Here is a 19,330-nt window from a genome sequence, read left to right as displayed (position 1 = left end):
GTCTCTCTACCCCTGTTCATGGCTTTCGGACCTGCAATTTCAATGGTTGCGTAGCGTTGCCCCAAACTCGCTTTCGAGAACGCTCAACAGTTTCGCAACGGTCCGATCTGCTTCTGCATCAGTTAATGTTTTTTCAGTATCTTGCAATAACATGCGGAATGCAAGACTTTTTTTGCCCGCTTCCACCCCTGCTCCACGATACACATCGAATAAATGAATTTCGGAAATCAAGGGTATTTTTTCACCACGCATACGGTCCAGTGTTGTCTGAACTGCCACATTCTCTGGCACCACCACGGCAATATCCCGTCGGATGGGCGGATACTTTGAAATCTCCGCAGCCTTCGGCAAGGGGCGGTCCGTCAACATATCGATCTCGAGCTCGAAAAGAACCGCAGACTTGGGCAAGCCAAGTTTTTGACGCCAACGGGGGTGGAGTTCCCCCAGATATCCGGCGATTCTATCACCCAGGCAGATCTGAGCGGACTTCCCTGGATGCAAAGCGGGGTGAGAAGCGGAGACCACTCGGACCGCCCTGGGCCAAAATAGCGCCTCTATATCTGCTTTCACATCGTAAAAATCGACGTCGCGCGCGGGCGCTCCCCACTGTTCCGCCAGCACGTCGCCGTAGCATAACCCGCCAAGCTTTTCCTGTTGCGCCACAGCGTCGCCCAGTCCCTCGAAACAGCAACCAATTTCGAATAAGCGCACCCGGGTTTGCTTGCGGTTCAAATTGAACCCGAGGTTCGCTATGAGGCTGCCGAACAGGCTGCTGCGCATGACGGCCATCTGGCTTGACAGCGGATTCTTCAACGCTACCGGCTTGTTGTTGCCCGCCAGCTCATGCTCCCATGCAGGGTCCACGAACGAATAATTGATAACCTCCTGATAATCTCGTCCGACTAGAATTTGCCGCAACTGTGGCAGCGTTCGTCCGGTTTCAGGTTCAGGCAGCATGCTGAGCCGGGCACGAGGCACGGCGGCGGGAATGTTGTCATAGCCGTATACCCGTGCCAATTCCTCGATCAGATCTTCTTCTATGGCCAGGTCGAAGCGGTAAGGAGGAGGTTTTACGTTGAAAACACCTTCTGTGCCCGTGAAACTTAATTGCAGGCGCTGCAATAGCTGGGCTGCCGTCCTTTCTTCAAGATCGATACCCAGAACCCTCTGCGCCCGACTCAATCGCAGGCAAATCGGATCGTGTCCGGGCAAGCGGCCTTTAAACTCCCTGATCGCCCCACTTCGACCGCCGCAGATATTCGTTATCAGGCGGGTGGCGCGTTCCAACGCGTTTCTAGTCTGCGAAAAATCCACGCCACGCTCAAAGCGGTAGGCCGAGTCGGAACTGAAGCCAAGCGAGAATGACTTGCCGGCGATAACATCGGGACTGAAAAAAGCGCTCTCCAGAAACAAATCCTTGGTTCCGGCGCCAACGCCGCTTTCATCTCCTCCCATGATACCTGCCAGCGCCAGCGGCTTGACCTGATCCGCGATGACCAGCATGTCGGGCTGCAGCGCAAGATTTTCGCCATTGAGCAGCTTAAGCGCTTCTCCCGCCTTGGAATAGCGGACATGAATGGAACCCGATAGCGCGCCCGCGATCTTGTCGAGATCAAATGCATGCAGTGGCTGGCCGGTCTCCAGCATCACATAGTTGGTAATGTCCACCACCACGTTGACGCCACGTAATCCGCTGCGCCCCAGCCGGCGGATCAGCCAATCCGGTGTAGTCGCGTCGAGATTTACGTCGCGCACTACTCTGCCGCAATAGAGCGGGCACGCCCCGGGCGCATCCACATTTATCGCCAGGCCTTCGCCGATCTGCACCTCTACCGGTATGATCTCCAATGGCTCAAGTTTTGCGGAGGTAATTGCCGCCACTTCCCGGGCGACGCCTGTCATGCCCAGGCAATCACCGCGATTGGGCGTCAGCTTCAGCGTAAAAATGTTATCCTCAAGCTCGTAGTAACGGCGAAAATCCAAACCGACCGGGGCGTCACCGGGAAGCAGGAGGAGACCCGGCGCCACGTCGCTCAGGCCCAGCTCCCTTGCTGAACATAGCATTCCGGCAGATTCCACGCCTCGTATGGCGGCATGACTGATGGTGATGCCCGGCAACTGCGCGCCAGGCAACGCACAGGGCACTTTTACCCCCTCGCGAACATTCGCCGCGCCACAGACAATTTGCAGTGGTGCCCCGGCAGCGGCTCCTGCGTTTACTTCACAGACACGAAGAAGATCCGCGTTGGGGTGTTTGCGCACCGATAGCACTTCCGCCACCACGACCTTATTGAAGGAGGCGGCGGCGGGCTCAATGGATTCCACTTCGATCCCCGCCATGGTCAGCACATGTCCGAGATCATGCGCGGATAGGGGGGGATCAACGAAAGTGCGTAGCCAGTTTTCCGAGAATTTCATCAGTTAATGTTGTGCAAAGAAAGGCCATTTGTCACTCGAAAGAGCGCACGCCTGGTAGTGACTTAGTTAAACTGCCTCAGAAACCTCAAATCATTCTCGAAAAATAATCGTAGATCGTTTACGCCATACCGAAGCATCGCGAGCCGTTCCACCCCGAGGCCGAACGCAAAACCAGTATATTTTTCACGATCGATATTGACGTGCTTGAAAACATTTGGATGCACCATGCCGCAACCCAGCACCTCGAGCCAGCCGGTATGGCCGCACACACGACAGCCGTTGCTGCACATTACGCAACCGATGTCCATCTCGGCGGAGGGTTCGGTAAAAGGAAAGAAAGACGCTCGGAAGCGCACCCGCAGGTCGTCGCGCTCAAAAAAATGTTTCATGAAATCGGAAAGCACGCCCTTTAGCGCAGAAAAGTTGACGTCTTTGTCAACCCACAACCCTTCCACTTGATGAAACATAGGCGTATGAGTCAAATCAGAGTCACGTCGGTAGACTCTGCCCGGCGCGATCACTTTTAAGGGCGGCGGATTGGTTTGCATATAGCGGATTTGGACTGGCGACGTATGCGTACGCAGCAAATTTCCGTTGCAGACATCGGTGTAGAAGGTGTCATGCATTGCCCTTGCGGGGTGATTTTCAGGAATATTCAGGGCGGTAAAATTGTAATAATCGGATTCAACCTCAGGGCCAGCCGCCACCGTGAATCCAACTGAGTGAAACAGCGATTGGATGCGCTCCAGCGTACGCGTGACCGGATGCAGACCGCCCATTCCCAGGCCGCGGCCCGGTAGAGTCACATCGAGCGCTTCGCCGATCAGCTGCTCCCCGAGTTTTTTTTCGCGTATCGCATCGCGCCGTTGGTGAAGCGCCGCTTCCAGCTGCTCTTTTACTTGATTGATGCGATTGCCCATCCCTGGGCGATCTGCCGCTGGCAGCTTGCCCAATCCCTTCAGTAATTCGGTGAGTTTGCCTTGCCGGCCGAGATAGCGCGCCTTTGCCTGCTCCAGTTCAACAGCATCGTCGATACTACTGAACAGCGTGAGGGCTTCATGGAGCAGGTCGTCCAAATTAATCATAAAAACCTTGAGTCAGGAGAGCTCCAAGCGGTGCACAAGAAAAAAGGAGGCCAGGCGTCTCTGCCCTTCGGCCTCCTCATCGCTTTCTTGCAGTTATGGTCTAGACTGCCAGACTGGCTTTGGCCTGTTCAACTAGCTTTCCAAAGGCCGGCTTGTCAAATATTGCGATATCGGCCAGAACCTTGCGGTCTACCTCGATCGACGCTTTTCTCAAGCCATTCATGAACACACTATAGGACAAACCACATTCGCGGGCGGCGGCATTGATTCGAGCAATCCACAGCGCCCTAAACTGCCGCTTCTTTTGACGGCGATCACGGTAGGCATATTGCCCCGCTTTCATCACCGCTTCCTTGGCTACACGATAAACATTCTTGCGGCGTCCGCGATAACCCTTCGCCAGATCCAACACCTTCTTGTGGCGCGCATGAGCCGTTACACCACGCTTTACTCTTGGCATAGTGATCGCTCCTTATGCGTAAGGCAGCATGGCACGCACCGAGGCCACGTCACTGCAATGAACACCCACGGTTCCCCGCAACTGACGCTTGCTCTTCGTCGTTTTCTTGGTAAGGATATGGCGCTTGAATGCTTGGGAACGTTTGACGCTCCCACCCGCGCGCACTACAAAGCGCTTGGCCGCGCCACTCTTTGTTTTCATCTTTGGCATTTATTACTCCTGTTTAACATGATGCCTAGGTGTTTCCCGAACGGAACCTTTAAACCCGGAATCACTTGTTTTTGAGGTGCCAACGCCATCCCTCTACCATGGATGGCTTTACACCTGTGCTGCATTACTCTATCGCAATGCTTCTCAGCCTATTGACCCTCCGGTTGTGCGGAGTTCCCATTACTGGCGGGCGCTGAACTATTATCTGTCGCCTCCGGCTTTGCTGCTTTCGGCTTCACCAACTTCACTTCTTTCTTACGCGGAGATAGCACCATGACCATCTGGCGCCCTTCCATCCGTGGAAACTGTTCCACTATTGCGTAGGATTCCAGATCTCCCCGCAGTCGCTCCAACAGCCGCACGCCAAATTCCTGGTGCGCCATTTCACGTCCGCGAAACCTTAACGTAATTTTGGCCTTATCTCCCTCTTCCAGGAAAATGATCAGGTTGCGTAACTTTATGTTGTAGTCACCGTCGTCCGTATTAGGACGGAACTTGACTTCCTTGATCTGGATTTGCTTCTGCTTCAGCTTCGCCTCGTGCTTTTTCTTGCTTTCCTGATAGCGAAACTTGCCATAATCCATCAGGCGGCACACCGGCGGCTGAGCTGTAGGCGCGATTTCAACCAGATCCACCTCGGCTTCCTCCGCCAATGTGTTGGCGACCGCCAAGGAGACTATGCCGATCTGTTCTCCATTTGCACCAATCAAGCGCACTTCGGGCGCATTAATCTCATGGTTGATGCGGGCTGCTTTTTCTTGAACTATAGTAACTCCCCGGTTCGGTTAATAATCAAATTGCACCAGTTCTCATGGAAATTTCTGTCTTAAGCTTTTCGGTCAACTCCGGCAAGGTCATCTGGCCAAGATCGACCCCATTTCGCGCTCGAACGGCAACCGTTTGTGCGGCAACTTCTTTATCACCCACGATAATCTGGTAGGGCAATTTCTTCAGGCTATGCTCTCGTATTTTATAGGTTATCTTCTCATTTCTCAAGTCTGAGAACGCCCGAATTCCGTGTCTACGCAATTCCTCGGCCACTTTCCCGGCATAATCTGCTTGCGCCTCCGATATGTTCAGTACTGCTGCCTGATCGGGAGAGAGCCATACGGGTAGGACTCCCGCGTAATGTTCGATAATAATCCCGATGAACCGTTCAACCGATCCGAGAATCGCTCGATGAAGCATTACCGGAACCCGACGGGAATTGTCCTCGGCTACATATTCGGCCCCCAGCCGCTCCGGCATGGAGAAATCAAGTTGGAGAGTGCCGCATTGCCACACGCGTCCAATGCTGTCCTTCAGCGAAAACTCGATTTTGGGTCCATAGAAAGCCCCCTCCCCGGGTTGCACCTCCCAGGGCAGATTCTTTTTCTCCAAGGCTGATTGCAGCGCCGCCTCAGCCTTGTCCCATTGCTCTTCCGAACCTACACGCTTATCCGGACGGGTGGAAAGCTTCACCAGCACCTCTTGGAAACCGAAGTCGGTATAGACCTTCTGCAACAGTTCGATGAATTTCACCGCCTCTTCCTGGACCTGTGATTCGGCGCAGAAAATATGCGCATCATCCTGCGTGAACGCTCGCACCCGCATGATCCCATGCAGCGCGCCGGATGGCTCATTGCGATGACACGATCCAAACTCCGCCAACCGCAGGGGCAATTCGCGGTAGCTCTTCAATCCCTGCTTGAACACTTGAACATGACCCGGACAGTTCATGGGCTTAACGGCAAATTCGCGCTCTTCAGACTGCGTAATAAACATATTGTCGCGAAAATTCTCCCAGTGGCCAGACCGTTCCCAAAGGCTTTTGTCAAGCACGGACGGGGTGCGTATCTCCAGATAACCGTTATTGCGGAATATCTCGCGCATATACTGTTCGACTTGCTGCCAGATAACCCAGCCTTTCGGATGCCAGAACACCATGCCCGGCGCCTCTTCCTGCATATGGAACAGCTCGAGTTGCTTGCCGAGCTTGCGATGATCACGTTTCTCGGCTTCTTCAAGGCGGCGCAGATAGGCGTCCTGGTCTTCTTTTCTTGTCCAGGCGGTACCATAAATCCGCTGCAGCATCTCGTTGTGCGAGTCGCCCCGCCAGTAGGCGCCTGCCAGCTTCATCAACTTGAACACCTTGAGTCTGGCGGTGGTGGGAACATGGGGTCCCCGGCATAAATCGGTAAAATTTCCCTGCGAATAAAGAGAAACATCCTCGTCGCCAGGTATGGCCTCAATAATCTGAGCCTTATAGTGCTCGCCCTGGTTTTTAAAAAAATTGATTGCGTCGGAGCGATCCCAAATCTTGCGTTCCACGTTGAGGTTGCGCGAGCTGATTTCGGCCATGCGTTTCTCGATTGCAGCCAAATCTTCCGGTGTAAACGGCCGTTTATACGAAAAATCGTAGTAAAAACCATCCTCGATAACCGGGCCGATGGTGACCTGCGCTTCCGGAAACAATTCCTTCACGGCATGTGCAAGCAGGTGCGCGGTGGAATGGCGGATTACTTCCAGCCCTTCCGCATCTTTTTCGGTAACAATACTGACATCGCTGTCTGTCTCGATGCGGCTTGAGATATCCACCAACTTACCATTCACTTTTCCGGCCAGCGCGGCACGAGCCAGGCCGGCCCCAACCGATGCAGCGACTTCACCCACGGTCACTGGGTGCTCATACTTGCGCTCCGAACCATCCGGCAAACGAATGACAGTCACAGATCTTCCTTGTGATAAAAGTAAATCAAGTCCTAGCGAATTTTACGAGTTTACAGAGTCGGGGCAAGTATAGCCACCGGCATCCCCAAACCGATCCGTCGGGTCATCAGCCTCAAACCAAATCTGGCCTCAATCTATACATTGACGCAGCTATAGCGAACAGTCAAGTGATCGGGTGAAGCGGCACGGTCGGTGAATCTGCTTGCCAAGCCTGGGGACAAATGGCAACGGAGGTCACGGTATAAGGTTGCGAGGATAAGGGAAGGAAAGCGCTGTGGGAAAGCACTGTGGGAAAGCATTGTGGGGAAGGACTAGGGGGGAAGACTGTGGGGAAAGACTAAGCGCCCAACTTAGCCATTCCCCCCACGAATCGTTTCCCCAAGTGTACTGCCGAGTTCAATTGTTGACGCTGCAATTCAGGTTACAAATTGGCCTCGCGTTTTAGTAGTTCCTCGATTCGTAGCCCTATTTCGGACTTGCCACCGAACACGGTTCCCAGTTTCTTTTTATTAAGATGCTCCAGATTCATCGCATAGGCTTGCGTCGGTAGAGGGAAGAATTTTACTTCTTTAACCAGCGCCGGGGCGTTTTTCATATAGAACTCAACAAATTGCCTGATCTCGGGCTTCTCCGCCGATTTGATGTTCACGTAAATGAAAATAGGGCGGGACAATGGCTGGTAGGTTCCATCCTCAACCGTCTTCGCGGACGGCAGTACAGGCCCGTTACCGCCGTCGACGGCAATCGCTTTTACCTTTTTCTGATTTTCGATATAGTAAGCGAAACCAAAAAACCCGAGCCCGCTCTTGTCGCTCGCGACCCCTTGCACCAATACGTTGTCGTCCTCGGACGCGGTAAAATCGCCCCGACTCGATTTTGCCTTACCGACAATCGCTTCGGTAAAGTAATCAAAGGTGCCCGAGTCCGCTCCGGCGCCGTAGAGCTTGAGCGCTTCATCAGGCCAGGCCGGATTTACCTGGTTCCATCTGGTAATTTTCTCCTGCGCCGCTGGCTCCCACATTTTCTTCAACTCTGCGACAGTAATCGTCTTGCTCCAATCGTTTTTGGGATTTACCACCACCGTTAGCGCATCGAATGCGACTGGCATCTCAACATACTGCACGCCCGCCGCTTTACAGGCGTCCATTTCGTTTTTCAGTATGGGCCGCGACGCATCTACTATATCGATTTCGCCACGGCAGAACTTCTTGAAACCTCCACCCGTGCCCGAAATGCCGACAGTGACCCTAACAGCGCCCCTTTTTTCTTTTTGAAAATCTTCCGCCACCGCTTCCGTGATCGGAAACACAGTGCTGGAGCCATCGATTTTTACGATATCCGCACTCGCTACGTTGAGGGAGGTTAGCAGCGTGATGAATACAGCTGACAGGCCAACCTGTTTACTGCTCGGCAATTTCAACATTTAAATCCCCTTTTTGATCAGATATTCTTCTTCGCCGCTAGTCATCCTATCTCACAAATATTACCATTTCGTGATACGCGTAACGGTGCGAGGCATCGCCAACTAGAACCGCTCGCCGTTGCAAACCTGATCCGGAAATTTAACGGTCCTGCTTGAGTGACTGAAAGCAGCATCGGGGTATGTTCCAATTTGGAACACGCTTCTGATCCTGGGTTATAGTGCGCGCGACTCATCGCCGACTGCGGCATGGCGTACCACATCGGCGATTTTTTCTGCCCAAAATTTCACTTTCTGCCCCGATTCGCCCTCAACCATCACACGCACAAGGGGCTCGGTACCCGAGGCACGGAGAAGGACCCTGCCACTATTATCAAGGTCGCGCTCCGCTTCCACCTGTGCCGCCTCGATCATTGCGTCAGTGCGCCAGTCGAATCCTTTCGGAACTTTGACATTAATGAGCTGCTGGGGATAAAGAGTGACGCTGTGGGCGAGTTCGGCTAGGCTCTTGCCGGAGTCGCGCATCGCATACAGAACTTGTAACGCGGAAATAATTCCGTCACCCGTGGTGTGCTTGTCGAGACAAATAATATGGCCTGAGCCTTCGCCGCCCAGCTGCCAGTCATTTTTTTGTAGCAACTCCAATACATATCGGTCACCGACGTTGGCGCGAGCAAATGGAATATTTCCTTTCTTCAGGCCATTTTCAACCGCCAGATTGGTCATGAGCGTGCCAACTACCCCGCCCTTGAGAACTCCCTTTTGCTGGCGGTGTCTAGCGATAATATAGATCAGCCTGTCGCCATCATATAGAATGCCTTTTTTATCCGTCATGACCACTCGATCACCATCGCCATCGAGCGCGATGCCGATGTCAGCCTGGTGCCGGATGACTGCTTCCTGAATTGAGGCGCTGTGCGTTGCGCCACATTCGTGATTGATGTTAAGTCCGTCAGGTTGAGCCCCAATCGCGACCACGTCGGCACCCAGCTCATGCAGCACGGGACCTACAATCTGATAGGTGGCGCCATGAGCAGAATCAGCCACTATCCGCCAGCCGCGGAGATCAAGGTGATTCGGAAACGTGCTTTTGCAGAATTCGATGTATCGTCCCCGGGCGTCATTGACCCGTCGTGCTTTGCCAAGCTGAGCTGACGGCATCGAGCGGATAGGCGCATTCAGTCCCGACTCTATTTCATGCTCGACAGCGTCCGGTAGCTTGGTGCCCGATGCGGAAAAGAACTTGATACCGTTATCTTCAAACGGGTTATGCGAAGCCGAAATAACGATACCTGCCTGCAGCCGCAAGGCGCGCGTCAGGTACGCGACCGCCGGGGTTGGAGTCGGCCCCGATAACAGCACGTCCACCCCGGCGGCGGAAAGCCCCGCCTGAAGGGCCGACTCAAGCATATACCCGGATATCCGAGTATCCTTCCCGATCAGCACCGCCGGGCGCTCTCCCTTGGCTAGATGCCAGTCGGCCGCCGCCAGCACTTTACCGGCTGAATAACCAAGATGCATTACAAACTCAGGTGTTATCGGCGTTTCACCTACATGCCCGCGTATTCCATCCGTGCCAAAATATTTTTTTGTCACTTTAAAAAACCCAGAAAATTAGTCACAAGAAGTTATGAAGGTTTGAACGAACGTTGCGACTGCCCGCTACCCGTGGCAACAACTGATCCAGCACATGAAAACACTCTTACATCCAGGGCCACTGGCAACTGCTGCGACCGTTGAAATATCTGGACCGCGTCAGGTAAAACTGAAAGTTCCGCAGATTTAGTTTAACCCTAGAACAATGCAGCCGGGACAAACTAAGGGAGTCACATTAACCGTTCACCGCATTATAAACCGCCAATGCCTCCTTGGTGGCTTTAACGTCGTGCACCCTGACGATCCGCGCACCTTTGCCTATCGCCATCAACGCTGCCGCAACACTTGCATGGAGTCGGTCATTTACCTCGGCGCCTGTGATCTTACCCAGCATGGATTTACGTGACATGCCGACCATTACCGGTACGCCCAAGTCGCAGAAGCGACCGAGCTGGCGCAACATTTGGATGTTCTGGGTCTGAGTTTTGCCAAAACCGAAACCAGGATCTATTATCAATTGCTCATGCGAAATCCCAGATTCCAGCGCGGCATGCAGGCGTTGCGATAAAAATTCTCTTACCTGACTCACTACATCATGATACTCGGGATTGAGCTGCATGCTTCGTGGCTCACCTTGCATGTGCATGAGACACGCTGCCGCGCCTCCCGCTGCCACCGCCTCGAGCGCACCCGGGGCACGTAGCGCATTGACATCGTTGATCATGGTCGCGCCGGCTCTTATTGCTGCTCGCATCACTTCCGGCTTGGAGGTGTCGACTGAGACGGGCCACTTCATTTCAACGAGTGCCTCCACCACCGGGATAACACGACGCAGTTCTTCTTGCACGTCAACCGGCATGCTGCCAGGACGGGTCGACTCACCGCCGACATCAAGCCAGTCTGCCCCTTGTTCGATCAATTGCGTCGCGTGCTGAAGCGCCTGGTCGAACGAATCGAACAAACCCCCATCAGAAAACGAATCGGGCGTGACATTGACGATGCCCATCACCAGCGGACGGCGATGGGAGGGGCTAACGAATTTCTGCTGTGGCGACAAATGAGATGTATACCGGTATCAGTGCGCCAATCAAAAAGGCGGGGATAATCCCCGCCTTTTTAGGCTTTGTCACAAAATGGCAACCCCAATGATCAAGTTTCCTGTGCTGGCGTCGCTGCCGCGGCCGGCGCCGCGGGCGGTGTATTATCCTTGGGAGGAGTCGACGCAGGTTTGGAAGGCTTCGGCGGCCTCGGCTCACGACCTTCCATAATATCGCCGATCTGATCGGAATCTATGGTCTCCCATTCCAGCAGGGCTTTGGTCATGACTTCGATCTTGTCCCGGTTTTCCTCGATCAGCCTGCGCGCCAGACCGTACTGCGCGTCAATGATACGGCGAATTTCAATATCTACCTTCTGCATGGTGGCTTCGCTGACGTTCTTGTGCGTTGTAACCGAGCGGCCCAGAAAGACTTCGCCCTCGTTCTCGCCATATACCATCGGGCCCAGCGAGTCAGACATCCCCCACTGCGTAACCATGCGCCTTGCCATTTCCGTCGCGCGCTCAAAGTCGTTCGATGCGCCGGTGGTCATTTGACCCATGAATACTTCCTCGGCGATTCGTCCTCCAAAAAGAACGGCGATATTCTGTAGGATTTCCTCGCGATCCATGCTGAAGCGATCTTCGGTGGGCAGCTGCATCGTCACCCCAAGCGCGCGTCCTCGTGGAATGATCGAGACTTTATGCACCGGGTCGGTTTTAGGCAGCAGTTGGGCTACAACCGCATGTCCCGATTCATGGTATGCGGTATTGCGCCGTTCGCGTTCCGGCATCACAACGGACTTACGTTCAGCACCCATGAAAATCTTGTCCTTGGCCCGTTCGAAGTCCTCCATGTCAACCAGACGCTTGTTGCTGCGTGCCGCGAACAGCGCGGCCTCATTCACTAGGTTGGCAAGATCCGCGCCTGACATTCCGGGTGTGCCCCTGGCGAGAATTTCCGCATGGACATCGGGGGCGATGGGCACCTTGCGCATGTGAACATGCAGGATCTGCTCTCGGCCCCGTATATCCGGCAGCGGAACGGTCACCTGACGGTCGAAACGGCCGGGACGCAACAGCGCGGGATCAAGCACGTCCGGCCGGTTGGTAGCGGCTATTACAATGACGCCTGCCGTCCCTTCGAAACCATCCATTTCGACCAGCAACTGATTCAGTGTCTGTTCACGCTCATCGTTGCCACCACCAAGCCCCGCGCCCCGTTGACGACCAACCGCGTCGATTTCATCGATAAAAATTATGCAAGGCGCGTGCTTCTTGGCTTGCTCGAACATGTCGCGCACCCGCGCGGCACCCACGCCAACGAACATTTCCACGAAATCAGAGCCGGAAATACTGAAGAATGGAACCTTGGCTTCGCCTGCAATTGCACGTGCCAAAAGCGTCTTCCCGGTACCGGGATTTCCCACCATTAAAACACCACGGGGAATGCGTCCCCCCAGTTTCTGGAATTTACTGGGGTCGCGAAGGAATTCGACCAATTCGGAAACCTCTTCTTTGGCTTCCTCGCAACCCGCCACATCAGCAAACGTGACTTGATTGGTGGACTCATCCATCATGCGCGCCTTGCTTTTTCCAAAGGAGAAAGCGCCGCCGCTGCGGCCGCCCCCCTGCATTTGGCGCATGAAGAAAATCCATACCCCGATCAGCAACAGCATGGGGAACCAGGAAACAAAGATGTTCATCAACAACGACGGTTCCTCCTCGGGCTTGGCATCGATAATGACGCCCGCCTTCAGGAGATCGCTCACCATCCACGGATCGGACGGCGTATAGGTGACGAAACGCCTGCCATCAGACTTGGTGCCCTTCAACGTGCGACCCTCGATGGTAACTTTGGCGATCCTGCCCTGCTTCACTTCGTCGATGAACTGTGAATATTCCATCGGCGCCTGTGCCGACTGCCGCGTACTGAACTGGTTGAACACCGTCATCAATACGAGGGCGATCACCAGCCAGATGGCCATGTTCTTAATGAGATTGTTCAAGATAGCTCCTTGGCTTGCGCCGTCAAAATCCTTGAAGGTTTCATTCTAAACCCATTTGGAGATTTATAATAGCGATATGCCCGCCGTGCCGCTTGTGCCGTCAAAGGCCGTCAAAGGCCGTCAAAGGCCGTCATCTTGTTGTTTTCGGTTAAGATTCAGTCTTGCTTCCCCAACCCTAGGAGATAGAGTTCCGAGCTGCGCCCACGCGATGCTCCCGGTTTACGTGTCACCACCCGATTGAATGAGGCACGCATGTTGCCTAAAAACTCATCAAAACCGGAACCCTGAAACACTTTGACGAGAAAATTGCCGCCAGAGTTCAATCGTGTCATGCTGAATTCCAAGGCAAGCTCGGCCAAATGCATGCCTCGCGCCTGGTCAACCATTCCTATGCCGCTTATATTAGGGGACATATCAGAAATTACAAGGTCAACAGGACATTTTCCCAGAGTTTCTTCCAGTTGCGCTAGAACCGACGCTTCGGTGAAATCGCCCTGGATAAATGTGACTCCGGGCAGCGGCAGCATTTCCCTGAAATCCACAGCGATGATTCTGCCGTTTGATCCCAGCCTTTCGCTGGCCGCTTGCGACCATCCCCCCGGGGCAGCACCAAGGTCAACTATCGTCATACCCGGGGCAAGCAGATGATCACGCTCCGCGATTTCGATCAGTTTATAGGCGGCACGCGAGCGATAGCCTTCTTTCTTTGCCTGCTTGACAAAAAAATCGGTCACATGCTCTCTCATCCAGGCTTTACTGGTTTTGGAGCGCTTCATAACGTAAAATGGGATTTTTGGGAAATGTTATGTCAGAAGAACTTGCGCTCGTGCCTCGGCCTGACCTTAAGGCCCGTGCTCACGCGCTGAAGCCGGTTGTATGGATAGGCTCGGCAGGGTTATCCGAAAATGTTATGCATGAACTTGATCAAGGGCTCAGAAGCCACGAGCTGATCAAAGTCAAGGTTGCCAGCGACGAACGGCACACCAGAACGGCTTTTTTGAACGAAATCTGCGAACGCCTCGGTGCGAGGCCGGTACAGCACATTGGAAAGATACTGGTGATCTACCGTCCTCAACCGGAACAAATAGTCACAGCTGAACCTAAAACCGTTCGCAAGGACCGTAAACCAGGCGGCAGCGATATCAAGCGCCGCCGACTCGCGCGTAGCAACCGGAGCTGACTGCTTGCCAGAAAACCCGTACGCTGGAACTAAACATATTTCACGTCCAGGATCTCATACTCTCGTACGCCGCCGGGTGCAAGAACCTCCGCCACATCGCCGGGATATTTACCTATCAGGGCACGTGACATAGGGGAACTGATCGAGATCTTTCCCTCTTTGATGTCGGCTTCATCATCTCCGACGATCTGGTAGGTGACTGTGGTCGCGCTGGCGATGTCTTCAAGATCGATAGTTGCCCCGAATACACAAGCGCCGCCCGCGTCCAGCAATGCCGGGTCAATAATCTGGGCATTGGAAAGCTTACTTTCCAATTCGGCGATACGTCCCTCGATAAAACCTTGCCGCTCCTTGGCCGCTTCATATTCGGCATTTTCCGAAAGATCACCGTGAGCACGGGCCTCGGCAATTGCTGCGATTACAGCCGGCCGCTGCACGGTTTTCATTTCGTGCAACTCGGCGCGCAGTTTCCCCGCACCGGTTACTGTTAACGGAATTGTGCCCATAGTCCTCTTACCCTAGTCCTTTTACCATTCGTTTTAAGATCGATTCGTTATATCGGCTCCCACCGCTCATGATGCATCCCTGGTCAGCACAACGGAATCATGGTCGCCGGTGTAAAATCCCTTTTCCTGTGACCCCATGCGCCATGCATGAAGCTTCTGCAAACTGTAGGCTTCCAGCTCGCGCATATTTGCCATGCCGATACAAGCCGCACGAGCGCCCGCTAGGGTAGTGTAATACGTTGCGCGTGCCTGCAATACGGCATGACGTATCGAATAGGAATCGTGAATCGCGCTCCGCTTGTCTTCCACTGTATTAATGATCAAATCCATCTCGCCATTTTTGATCATGTCTACTATGTGCGGACGCCCTTCGGCCATCTTGTTTACCGGTGTCACGGTCAGCCCCGCCGCATTCAGCACCGCGGCGGTACCGCGCGTAGCATAGAGCGTAAAACCTAACTGCGCAAGGTTGTGCGCGATTTCCACCACACGCGGTTTATCGACATGCCGGACGCTTATAAAAACCTTGCCCGCGAGAGGCAGCTTGACGCCAGCGGCAAGTTGCGACTTGACAAAGGCCTCGGCAAAGCTTTGCCCCACGCCCATAACCTCACCGGTGGATTTCATTTCCGGTCCGAGTATCGTGTCCACGCCGGGAAATTTTATGAAAGGAAAGACCGCTTCCTTGACTGAATAATAGAAAGGAACTACTTCTTTGACAATACCCTGCCGCGCGAGCGTCATACCCGTCATGCAACGCGCAGCGATTTTCGCCAGTTGCAGTCCCGTAGCCTTGGAGACAAAAGGCACGGTTCGCGAGGCACGCGGATTTACTTCCAGGACAAATACCGTATCGCCCTGGATGGCAAACTGCACATTCATCAACCCCACAACCTTTAGCGCACGCGCCATCGCCGAAGTCTGGCGACGCAATTCGTCCTGCATTTCAGGCGACAAGCTGAAAGGTGGCAGCGAGCATGCAGAATCACCGGAATGAACGCCCGCCTGTTCAATGTGTTCCATGATGCCGCCTATCAGCAGTGCCTCGCCGTCTGAGACTGCATCCACATCCACTTCAACGGCATCATTCAGAAAGTGATCGAGCAGAACCGGGGCGTCATGCGAGACCTTGACTGCCTCGCGCATATAACGTTCCAGGTTCACCTGCTCGTGGATAATTTCCATGGCTCTGCCGCCCAATACATAGCTGGGGCGTACGACTAGCGGATACCCGATTTCAGCAGCCGCGGCGATCGCCGCGGCTGCGTCGCGAACAGTACGGTTGGGGGGTTGTTTCAAGCCGAGCTGGTGCAGCATTTTCTGAAAACGCTCCCGATCCTCGGCGCAATCGATCATGTCCGGGCTGGTACCAATGATTGGCACCCCTGCGGTCTCAAGGTCACGTGCGAGTTTCAGCGGTGTCTGGCCGCCATACTGCACGATGACGCCGACGGGTTTCTCTACTGCCACGATCTCGAGCACATCCTCGAGCGTGAGCGGCTCGAAATAAAGACGATCCGACGTATCATAATCGGTGGAAACGGTTTCCGGGTTGCAATTGACCATGATCGTTTCGAAACCATCGTCGCGTAACACCAACGCCGCATGGACACAACAGTAGTCAAACTCTATGCCTTGGCCGATGCGATTGGGCCCGCCGCCCAGCACCATTATTTTTTTTCTTCCGCTGGGTAACGCTTCACACTCCTCTTCATATGTGGAGTACATGTAAGCTGTGCGAGTGGCAAACTCGGCTGCGCAAGTATCCACGCGCTTGTATACCGGCCTCACATTAAACTGATGGCGTCGGGCGCGAACGGCCACCTGGGTCGTATTCATCAGTTTTGCCAAACGTCGGTCGGAAAACCCGCTGCGTTTGAGCCTGCGCAACTCGGCTGCATCAATCCCATCCAACACTTTCCCGGCGAGCGCCTGCTCCTGTTTGACCAGGTCCTCGATCTGGGCAAGAAACCAGTGATCGATGTGGGTATGTCGGTGTAGTTCGTCCAGCGGCATCCCGCAACGTATTGCGTCCGCAACATACCAGATCCGATCCGGACCGGGATCACTCAGCTCGGCGGCAATGGTTTCAATATCCGACGTTTTTTCGTCCAATCCGTCGACGCCGATTTCCAGTCCGCGCAGGGCTTTCTGCAAGGATTCCTGGAAAGTGCGCCCGATGGCCATCACCTCCCCCACTGACTTCATCTGGGTTGTAAGGCGATCGTTCGCCTGCGGAAACTTCTCAAAAGCAAAACGCGGCACTTTGGTAACGACATAATCTATGGTTGGCTCGAAAGATGCAGGCATCGCCCCGCCGGTGATGTCGTTCTTGAGTTCATCCAGCGTATAGCCGACCGCCAGCTTGGCGGCCACCTTTGCAATGGGAAATCCGGTTGCTTTCGACGCAAGGGCCGAGGAGCGCGACACGCGCGGATTCATTTCTATGACAAGCATGCGTCCGTCGCGGGGATTGATGGCGAACTGAACGTTTGAACCGCCCGTCTCCACGCCGATTTCACGCAATACCGCGATCGATGCGTCGCGCATGATCTGGTATTCCTTGTCGGTCAATGTTTGCGCGGGCGCGACGGTGATGGAATCGCCAGTGTGGACTCCCATGGGGTCGAGGTTCTCGATAACACAGACGATGATGCAGTTGTCTTTCTTGTCGCGTATCACCTCCGTCTCGAATTCCTTCCAGCCGATGACGGATTCCTCGATCAGCAACTCCTTGGTGGGCGAGGCTTCCAGTCCGCGCTCGCATATTTCCAGAAACTCCTCCCGATTATAAGCAATGCCGCCCCCGCTGCCGCCCATGGTGAATGACGGCCGTATAATTGCGGGATAGCCAACCATCGCCTGTACCTGCAGCGCCTCTTCCAGACTGTGGGCGATGGCGGAACGGGCCGAGCCCAATCCGATACGGGTCATGGCCTGCTTGAACTTTTCACGATCCTCGGCCTTGTCGATTGCCTCGCGAGACGCGCCGATCAACTCGACGTCATATTTGTTCAGCACGCCATTCTTTGCCAGATCAAGGGCACAGTTCAACGCTGTTTGACCGCCCATCGTCGGCAGCAACGCATCGGGGCGTTCGATAGCGATGATTTTTTCCAGCATGGGCCAGATAATGGGCTCGATATAGGTCACGTCGGCCATTTCGGGATCGGTCATGATGGTAGCGGGATTCGAATTCACCAAAACGATTCGATAGCCTTCTTCCCGCAAGGCCTTGCATGCCTGAGCTCCAGAATAGTCAAACTCGCACGCCTGCCCAATGACGATAGGACCCGCGCCGATGATGAGAATGGATTTGATATCGTTACGTTTAGGCATAGAACTGCAGGAAGTGGTTAGGCGAAAAAAGCGCGAGATGTCTTGAAACACATGCAAGTGAAACTACCTGCCTGTAGCATACTAGCGGCAGCCGAAAGTCCAGTCTTAAGATTTACTTGGAGGTTGCGCTCCCGATATTTTCTCTTGTCCGTTTCTGCTCCATCAATCCGATAAATTTGTCGAACAGATAGTCGAGATCGTGAGGTCCCGGACTGGCTTCGGGATGGCCCTGAAAACAGAAGACGGGCTGGCCGACCAGCTCAAATCCCTGCAAACTGCCGTCAAATAATGACAAATGGGTAATACGTGCATTCTTTGGTAATGTGCTGCTATCGACCGCAAAACCGTGATTCTGGCTGGTGATGAATATTTTTCCACTGTCCAGATCCTGCACTGGGTGGTTTGCGCCGTGATGACCCAATTTCATCTTTATAGTACGCGCACCACTGGCCAATCCCAGCAACTGGTGTCCCATGCAGACACCAAAAATCGGCAGCGCTGCGTCGAGCAACTTCCTGGTCGCGGCGATAGCGTAATCACACGGTTCCGGATCGCCCGGTCCGTTGGAAAGGAAGACACCATCGGGCTGTAAAGCCAGAATCTCATCCGCGCCTGTCTGTGCAGGAAAAACAGTAACTCTGCAATTGCGCTGCGCCAACTTCCGAAGCATATTGCGCTTGATTCCAAAATCGAGCGCAACGACATGAAAGCGGGGGTTCTCCCGAGTCTGGTATCCATGGCCCAGCTTCCATTCGCCTTCATTCCACTCATAACGTTCGGCACAACTCACTACTTTGGCGAGGTCCATCCCGACCAAGCCGGGAAATGCCCTGGCCTGCTTCAGCGCCTCCGTCTCGTCGGGCGACCCGGTCATGATACATCCGGCTTGCGCGCCCTTTTCACGCAAGATACGTGTGAGCTTGCGCGTATCGATATCCGCAATCGCCACAACGCCCTGTTGTTTAAGATATTCAGGCAGAGTCCGAGTCTGGCGCCAACTGCTGGAGACAGGGGGGAGGTTGCGGATGACCAATCCCGCCGCGTGAACTCTCTCGATATTGCCGGATTCCACATCCTCTGGATTGGTGCCCGTATTTCCAATGTGAGGGTAAGTCAATGTGACTAGCTGGCGGCAATAAGACGGATCGGTGAGAATTTCCTGATACCCGGTCATGGAGGTGTTAAACACCACCTCTCCCGTACTAATGCCTTCAGCGCCAATGGATAAGCCACGAAAGACTGTGCCGTCGGCGAGCGCGAGAACGGCGTGCGTGGGTTGCGACACGAAAAGCTCCTGGGGAATGCGGACACGGACTGAAACGGCACAAGCGCACTTGTTCCGTTCTTGAAGCAATAATTATA

15 protein-coding genes are annotated in these 19,330 nt (G+C 54.2%); 1 reads left to right on the top strand and 14 read right to left on the bottom strand.

The features are described from left to right. Positions 1–39 precede the first annotated feature (39 nt). From pheT to BM022_RS01265, 11 genes are all read right to left on the bottom strand, one after another. Complete coding sequence (gene pheT / locus BM022_RS01315) at positions 40–2,418, bottom strand: phenylalanine--tRNA ligase subunit beta (RefSeq protein WP_091136021.1); 2,379 nt, start codon at positions 2,416–2,418, stop codon at positions 40–42. A 62-nt stretch (positions 2,419–2,480) separates the two neighbouring features. Continuing rightward, positions 2,481–3,503, bottom strand: a complete 1,023-nt coding sequence (pheS, locus tag BM022_RS01310; protein WP_091136018.1) for a phenylalanine--tRNA ligase subunit alpha — start codon at positions 3,501–3,503, stop codon at positions 2,481–2,483. Between the two features lie 100 nt (positions 3,504–3,603). Further along, positions 3,604–3,963 (bottom strand): 50S ribosomal protein L20, encoded by a 360-nt coding sequence (rplT, locus tag BM022_RS01305; RefSeq protein WP_091136016.1) that lies wholly within the window; start codon positions 3,961–3,963, stop codon positions 3,604–3,606. A gap of 12 nt (positions 3,964–3,975) precedes the next feature. Beyond that, the gene (gene rpmI, locus BM022_RS01300; RefSeq protein ID WP_090828696.1) at positions 3,976–4,173 is read right to left on the bottom strand and encodes a 50S ribosomal protein L35; all 198 of its coding nucleotides are present in this window, start codon (positions 4,171–4,173) and stop codon (positions 3,976–3,978) included. Positions 4,174–4,322: 149 nt separating this feature from the next. Then, the gene (infC, locus tag BM022_RS01295) at positions 4,323–4,940 is read right to left on the bottom strand and encodes a translation initiation factor IF-3 (protein WP_091136014.1); all 618 of its coding nucleotides are present in this window, start codon (positions 4,938–4,940) and stop codon (positions 4,323–4,325) included. A 25-nt stretch (positions 4,941–4,965) separates the two neighbouring features. Beyond that, positions 4,966–6,882 carry a threonine--tRNA ligase gene (gene thrS, locus BM022_RS01290; protein WP_091136011.1) on the bottom strand — a complete coding sequence of 639 codons (1,917 nt, stop codon included), beginning with the start codon at positions 6,880–6,882 and terminating at the stop codon, positions 4,966–4,968. Between the two features lie 421 nt (positions 6,883–7,303). After that, positions 7,304–8,305, bottom strand: a complete 1,002-nt coding sequence (locus tag BM022_RS01285; protein WP_091136009.1) for a PstS family phosphate ABC transporter substrate-binding protein — start codon at positions 8,303–8,305, stop codon at positions 7,304–7,306. A gap of 213 nt (positions 8,306–8,518) precedes the next feature. Then, positions 8,519–9,898, bottom strand: coding sequence for a phosphoglucosamine mutase (gene glmM / locus BM022_RS01280; protein WP_091136005.1), 1,380 nt, complete (start codon positions 9,896–9,898; stop codon positions 8,519–8,521). A gap of 235 nt (positions 9,899–10,133) precedes the next feature. Then, on the bottom strand, positions 10,134–10,904 hold the full coding sequence (gene folP / locus BM022_RS01275) for a dihydropteroate synthase (RefSeq protein ID WP_091136002.1): 771 nt from the start codon (positions 10,902–10,904) through the stop codon (positions 10,134–10,136). A 143-nt stretch (positions 10,905–11,047) separates the two neighbouring features. Beyond that, positions 11,048–12,943 (bottom strand): ATP-dependent zinc metalloprotease FtsH, encoded by a 1,896-nt coding sequence (gene ftsH, locus BM022_RS01270; RefSeq protein WP_091136000.1) that lies wholly within the window; start codon positions 12,941–12,943, stop codon positions 11,048–11,050. Between the two features lie 155 nt (positions 12,944–13,098). Next, positions 13,099–13,719: an RlmE family RNA methyltransferase gene (locus BM022_RS01265; RefSeq protein WP_091135997.1), complete on the bottom strand. Its 621-nt coding sequence runs from the start codon at positions 13,717–13,719 to the stop codon at positions 13,099–13,101. Between the two features lie 29 nt (positions 13,720–13,748). On the opposite strand from BM022_RS01265, the gene yhbY reads away from it, so the two are divergent. After that, positions 13,749–14,123: a ribosome assembly RNA-binding protein YhbY gene (gene yhbY / locus BM022_RS01260; protein ID WP_091136132.1), complete on the top strand. Its 375-nt coding sequence runs from the start codon at positions 13,749–13,751 to the stop codon at positions 14,121–14,123. A 29-nt stretch (positions 14,124–14,152) separates the two neighbouring features. Here yhbY and greA read toward each other — a convergent pair whose 3' ends face one another. The 3 genes from greA to carA form a co-directional block, all read right to left on the bottom strand. After that, positions 14,153–14,629, bottom strand: a complete 477-nt coding sequence (gene greA, locus BM022_RS01255) for a transcription elongation factor GreA (RefSeq protein ID WP_091135996.1) — start codon at positions 14,627–14,629, stop codon at positions 14,153–14,155. Between the two features lie 66 nt (positions 14,630–14,695). Continuing rightward, the gene (gene carB / locus BM022_RS01250; protein ID WP_256208791.1) at positions 14,696–17,968 is read right to left on the bottom strand and encodes a carbamoyl-phosphate synthase large subunit; all 3,273 of its coding nucleotides are present in this window, start codon (positions 17,966–17,968) and stop codon (positions 14,696–14,698) included. Between the two features lie 112 nt (positions 17,969–18,080). Next, entirely contained in the window at positions 18,081–19,253 is a 1,173-nt protein-coding gene (gene carA, locus BM022_RS01245; RefSeq protein ID WP_091135993.1) for a glutamine-hydrolyzing carbamoyl-phosphate synthase small subunit, read from the bottom strand. Positions 19,254–19,330: the final 77 nt, after the last annotated feature.

It is taken from the genome of Nitrosospira sp. Nsp14 (genome assembly GCF_900113575.1).
Taxonomy (GTDB): domain Bacteria; phylum Pseudomonadota; class Gammaproteobacteria; order Burkholderiales; family Nitrosomonadaceae; genus Nitrosospira.
The sequence above is the reverse complement of the archived record's forward strand: the minus strand, read 5'-3'. Positions and strand labels throughout refer to the sequence as shown.

Coding starts and splice junctions, on each gene's coding strand:
- BM022_RS01265 (WP_091135997.1), bottom strand. CDS start 13,719: ATGAAGCGCTCCAAAACCAGTAAAGCCTGGATGAGAGAGCATGTGACC.
- rpmI (WP_090828696.1), bottom strand. CDS start 4,173: ATGCCAAAGATGAAAACAAAGAGTGGCGCGGCCAAGCGCTTTGTAGTG.
- pheS (WP_091136018.1), bottom strand. CDS start 3,503: ATGATTAATTTGGACGACCTGCTCCATGAAGCCCTCACGCTGTTCAGT.
- yhbY (WP_091136132.1), top strand. CDS start 13,749: ATGTCAGAAGAACTTGCGCTCGTGCCTCGGCCTGACCTTAAGGCCCGT.
- rplT (WP_091136016.1), bottom strand. CDS start 3,963: ATGCCAAGAGTAAAGCGTGGTGTAACGGCTCATGCGCGCCACAAGAAG.
- pheT (WP_091136021.1), bottom strand. CDS start 2,418: ATGAAATTCTCGGAAAACTGGCTACGCACTTTCGTTGATCCCCCCCTA.
- carB (WP_256208791.1), bottom strand. CDS start 17,968: ATGCCTAAACGTAACGATATCAAATCCATTCTCATCATCGGCGCGGGT.
- BM022_RS01285 (WP_091136009.1), bottom strand. CDS start 8,305: ATGTTGAAATTGCCGAGCAGTAAACAGGTTGGCCTGTCAGCTGTATTC.
- folP (WP_091136002.1), bottom strand. CDS start 10,904: ATGGGCATCGTCAATGTCACGCCCGATTCGTTTTCTGATGGGGGTTTG.
- greA (WP_091135996.1), bottom strand. CDS start 14,629: ATGGGCACAATTCCGTTAACAGTAACCGGTGCGGGGAAACTGCGCGCC.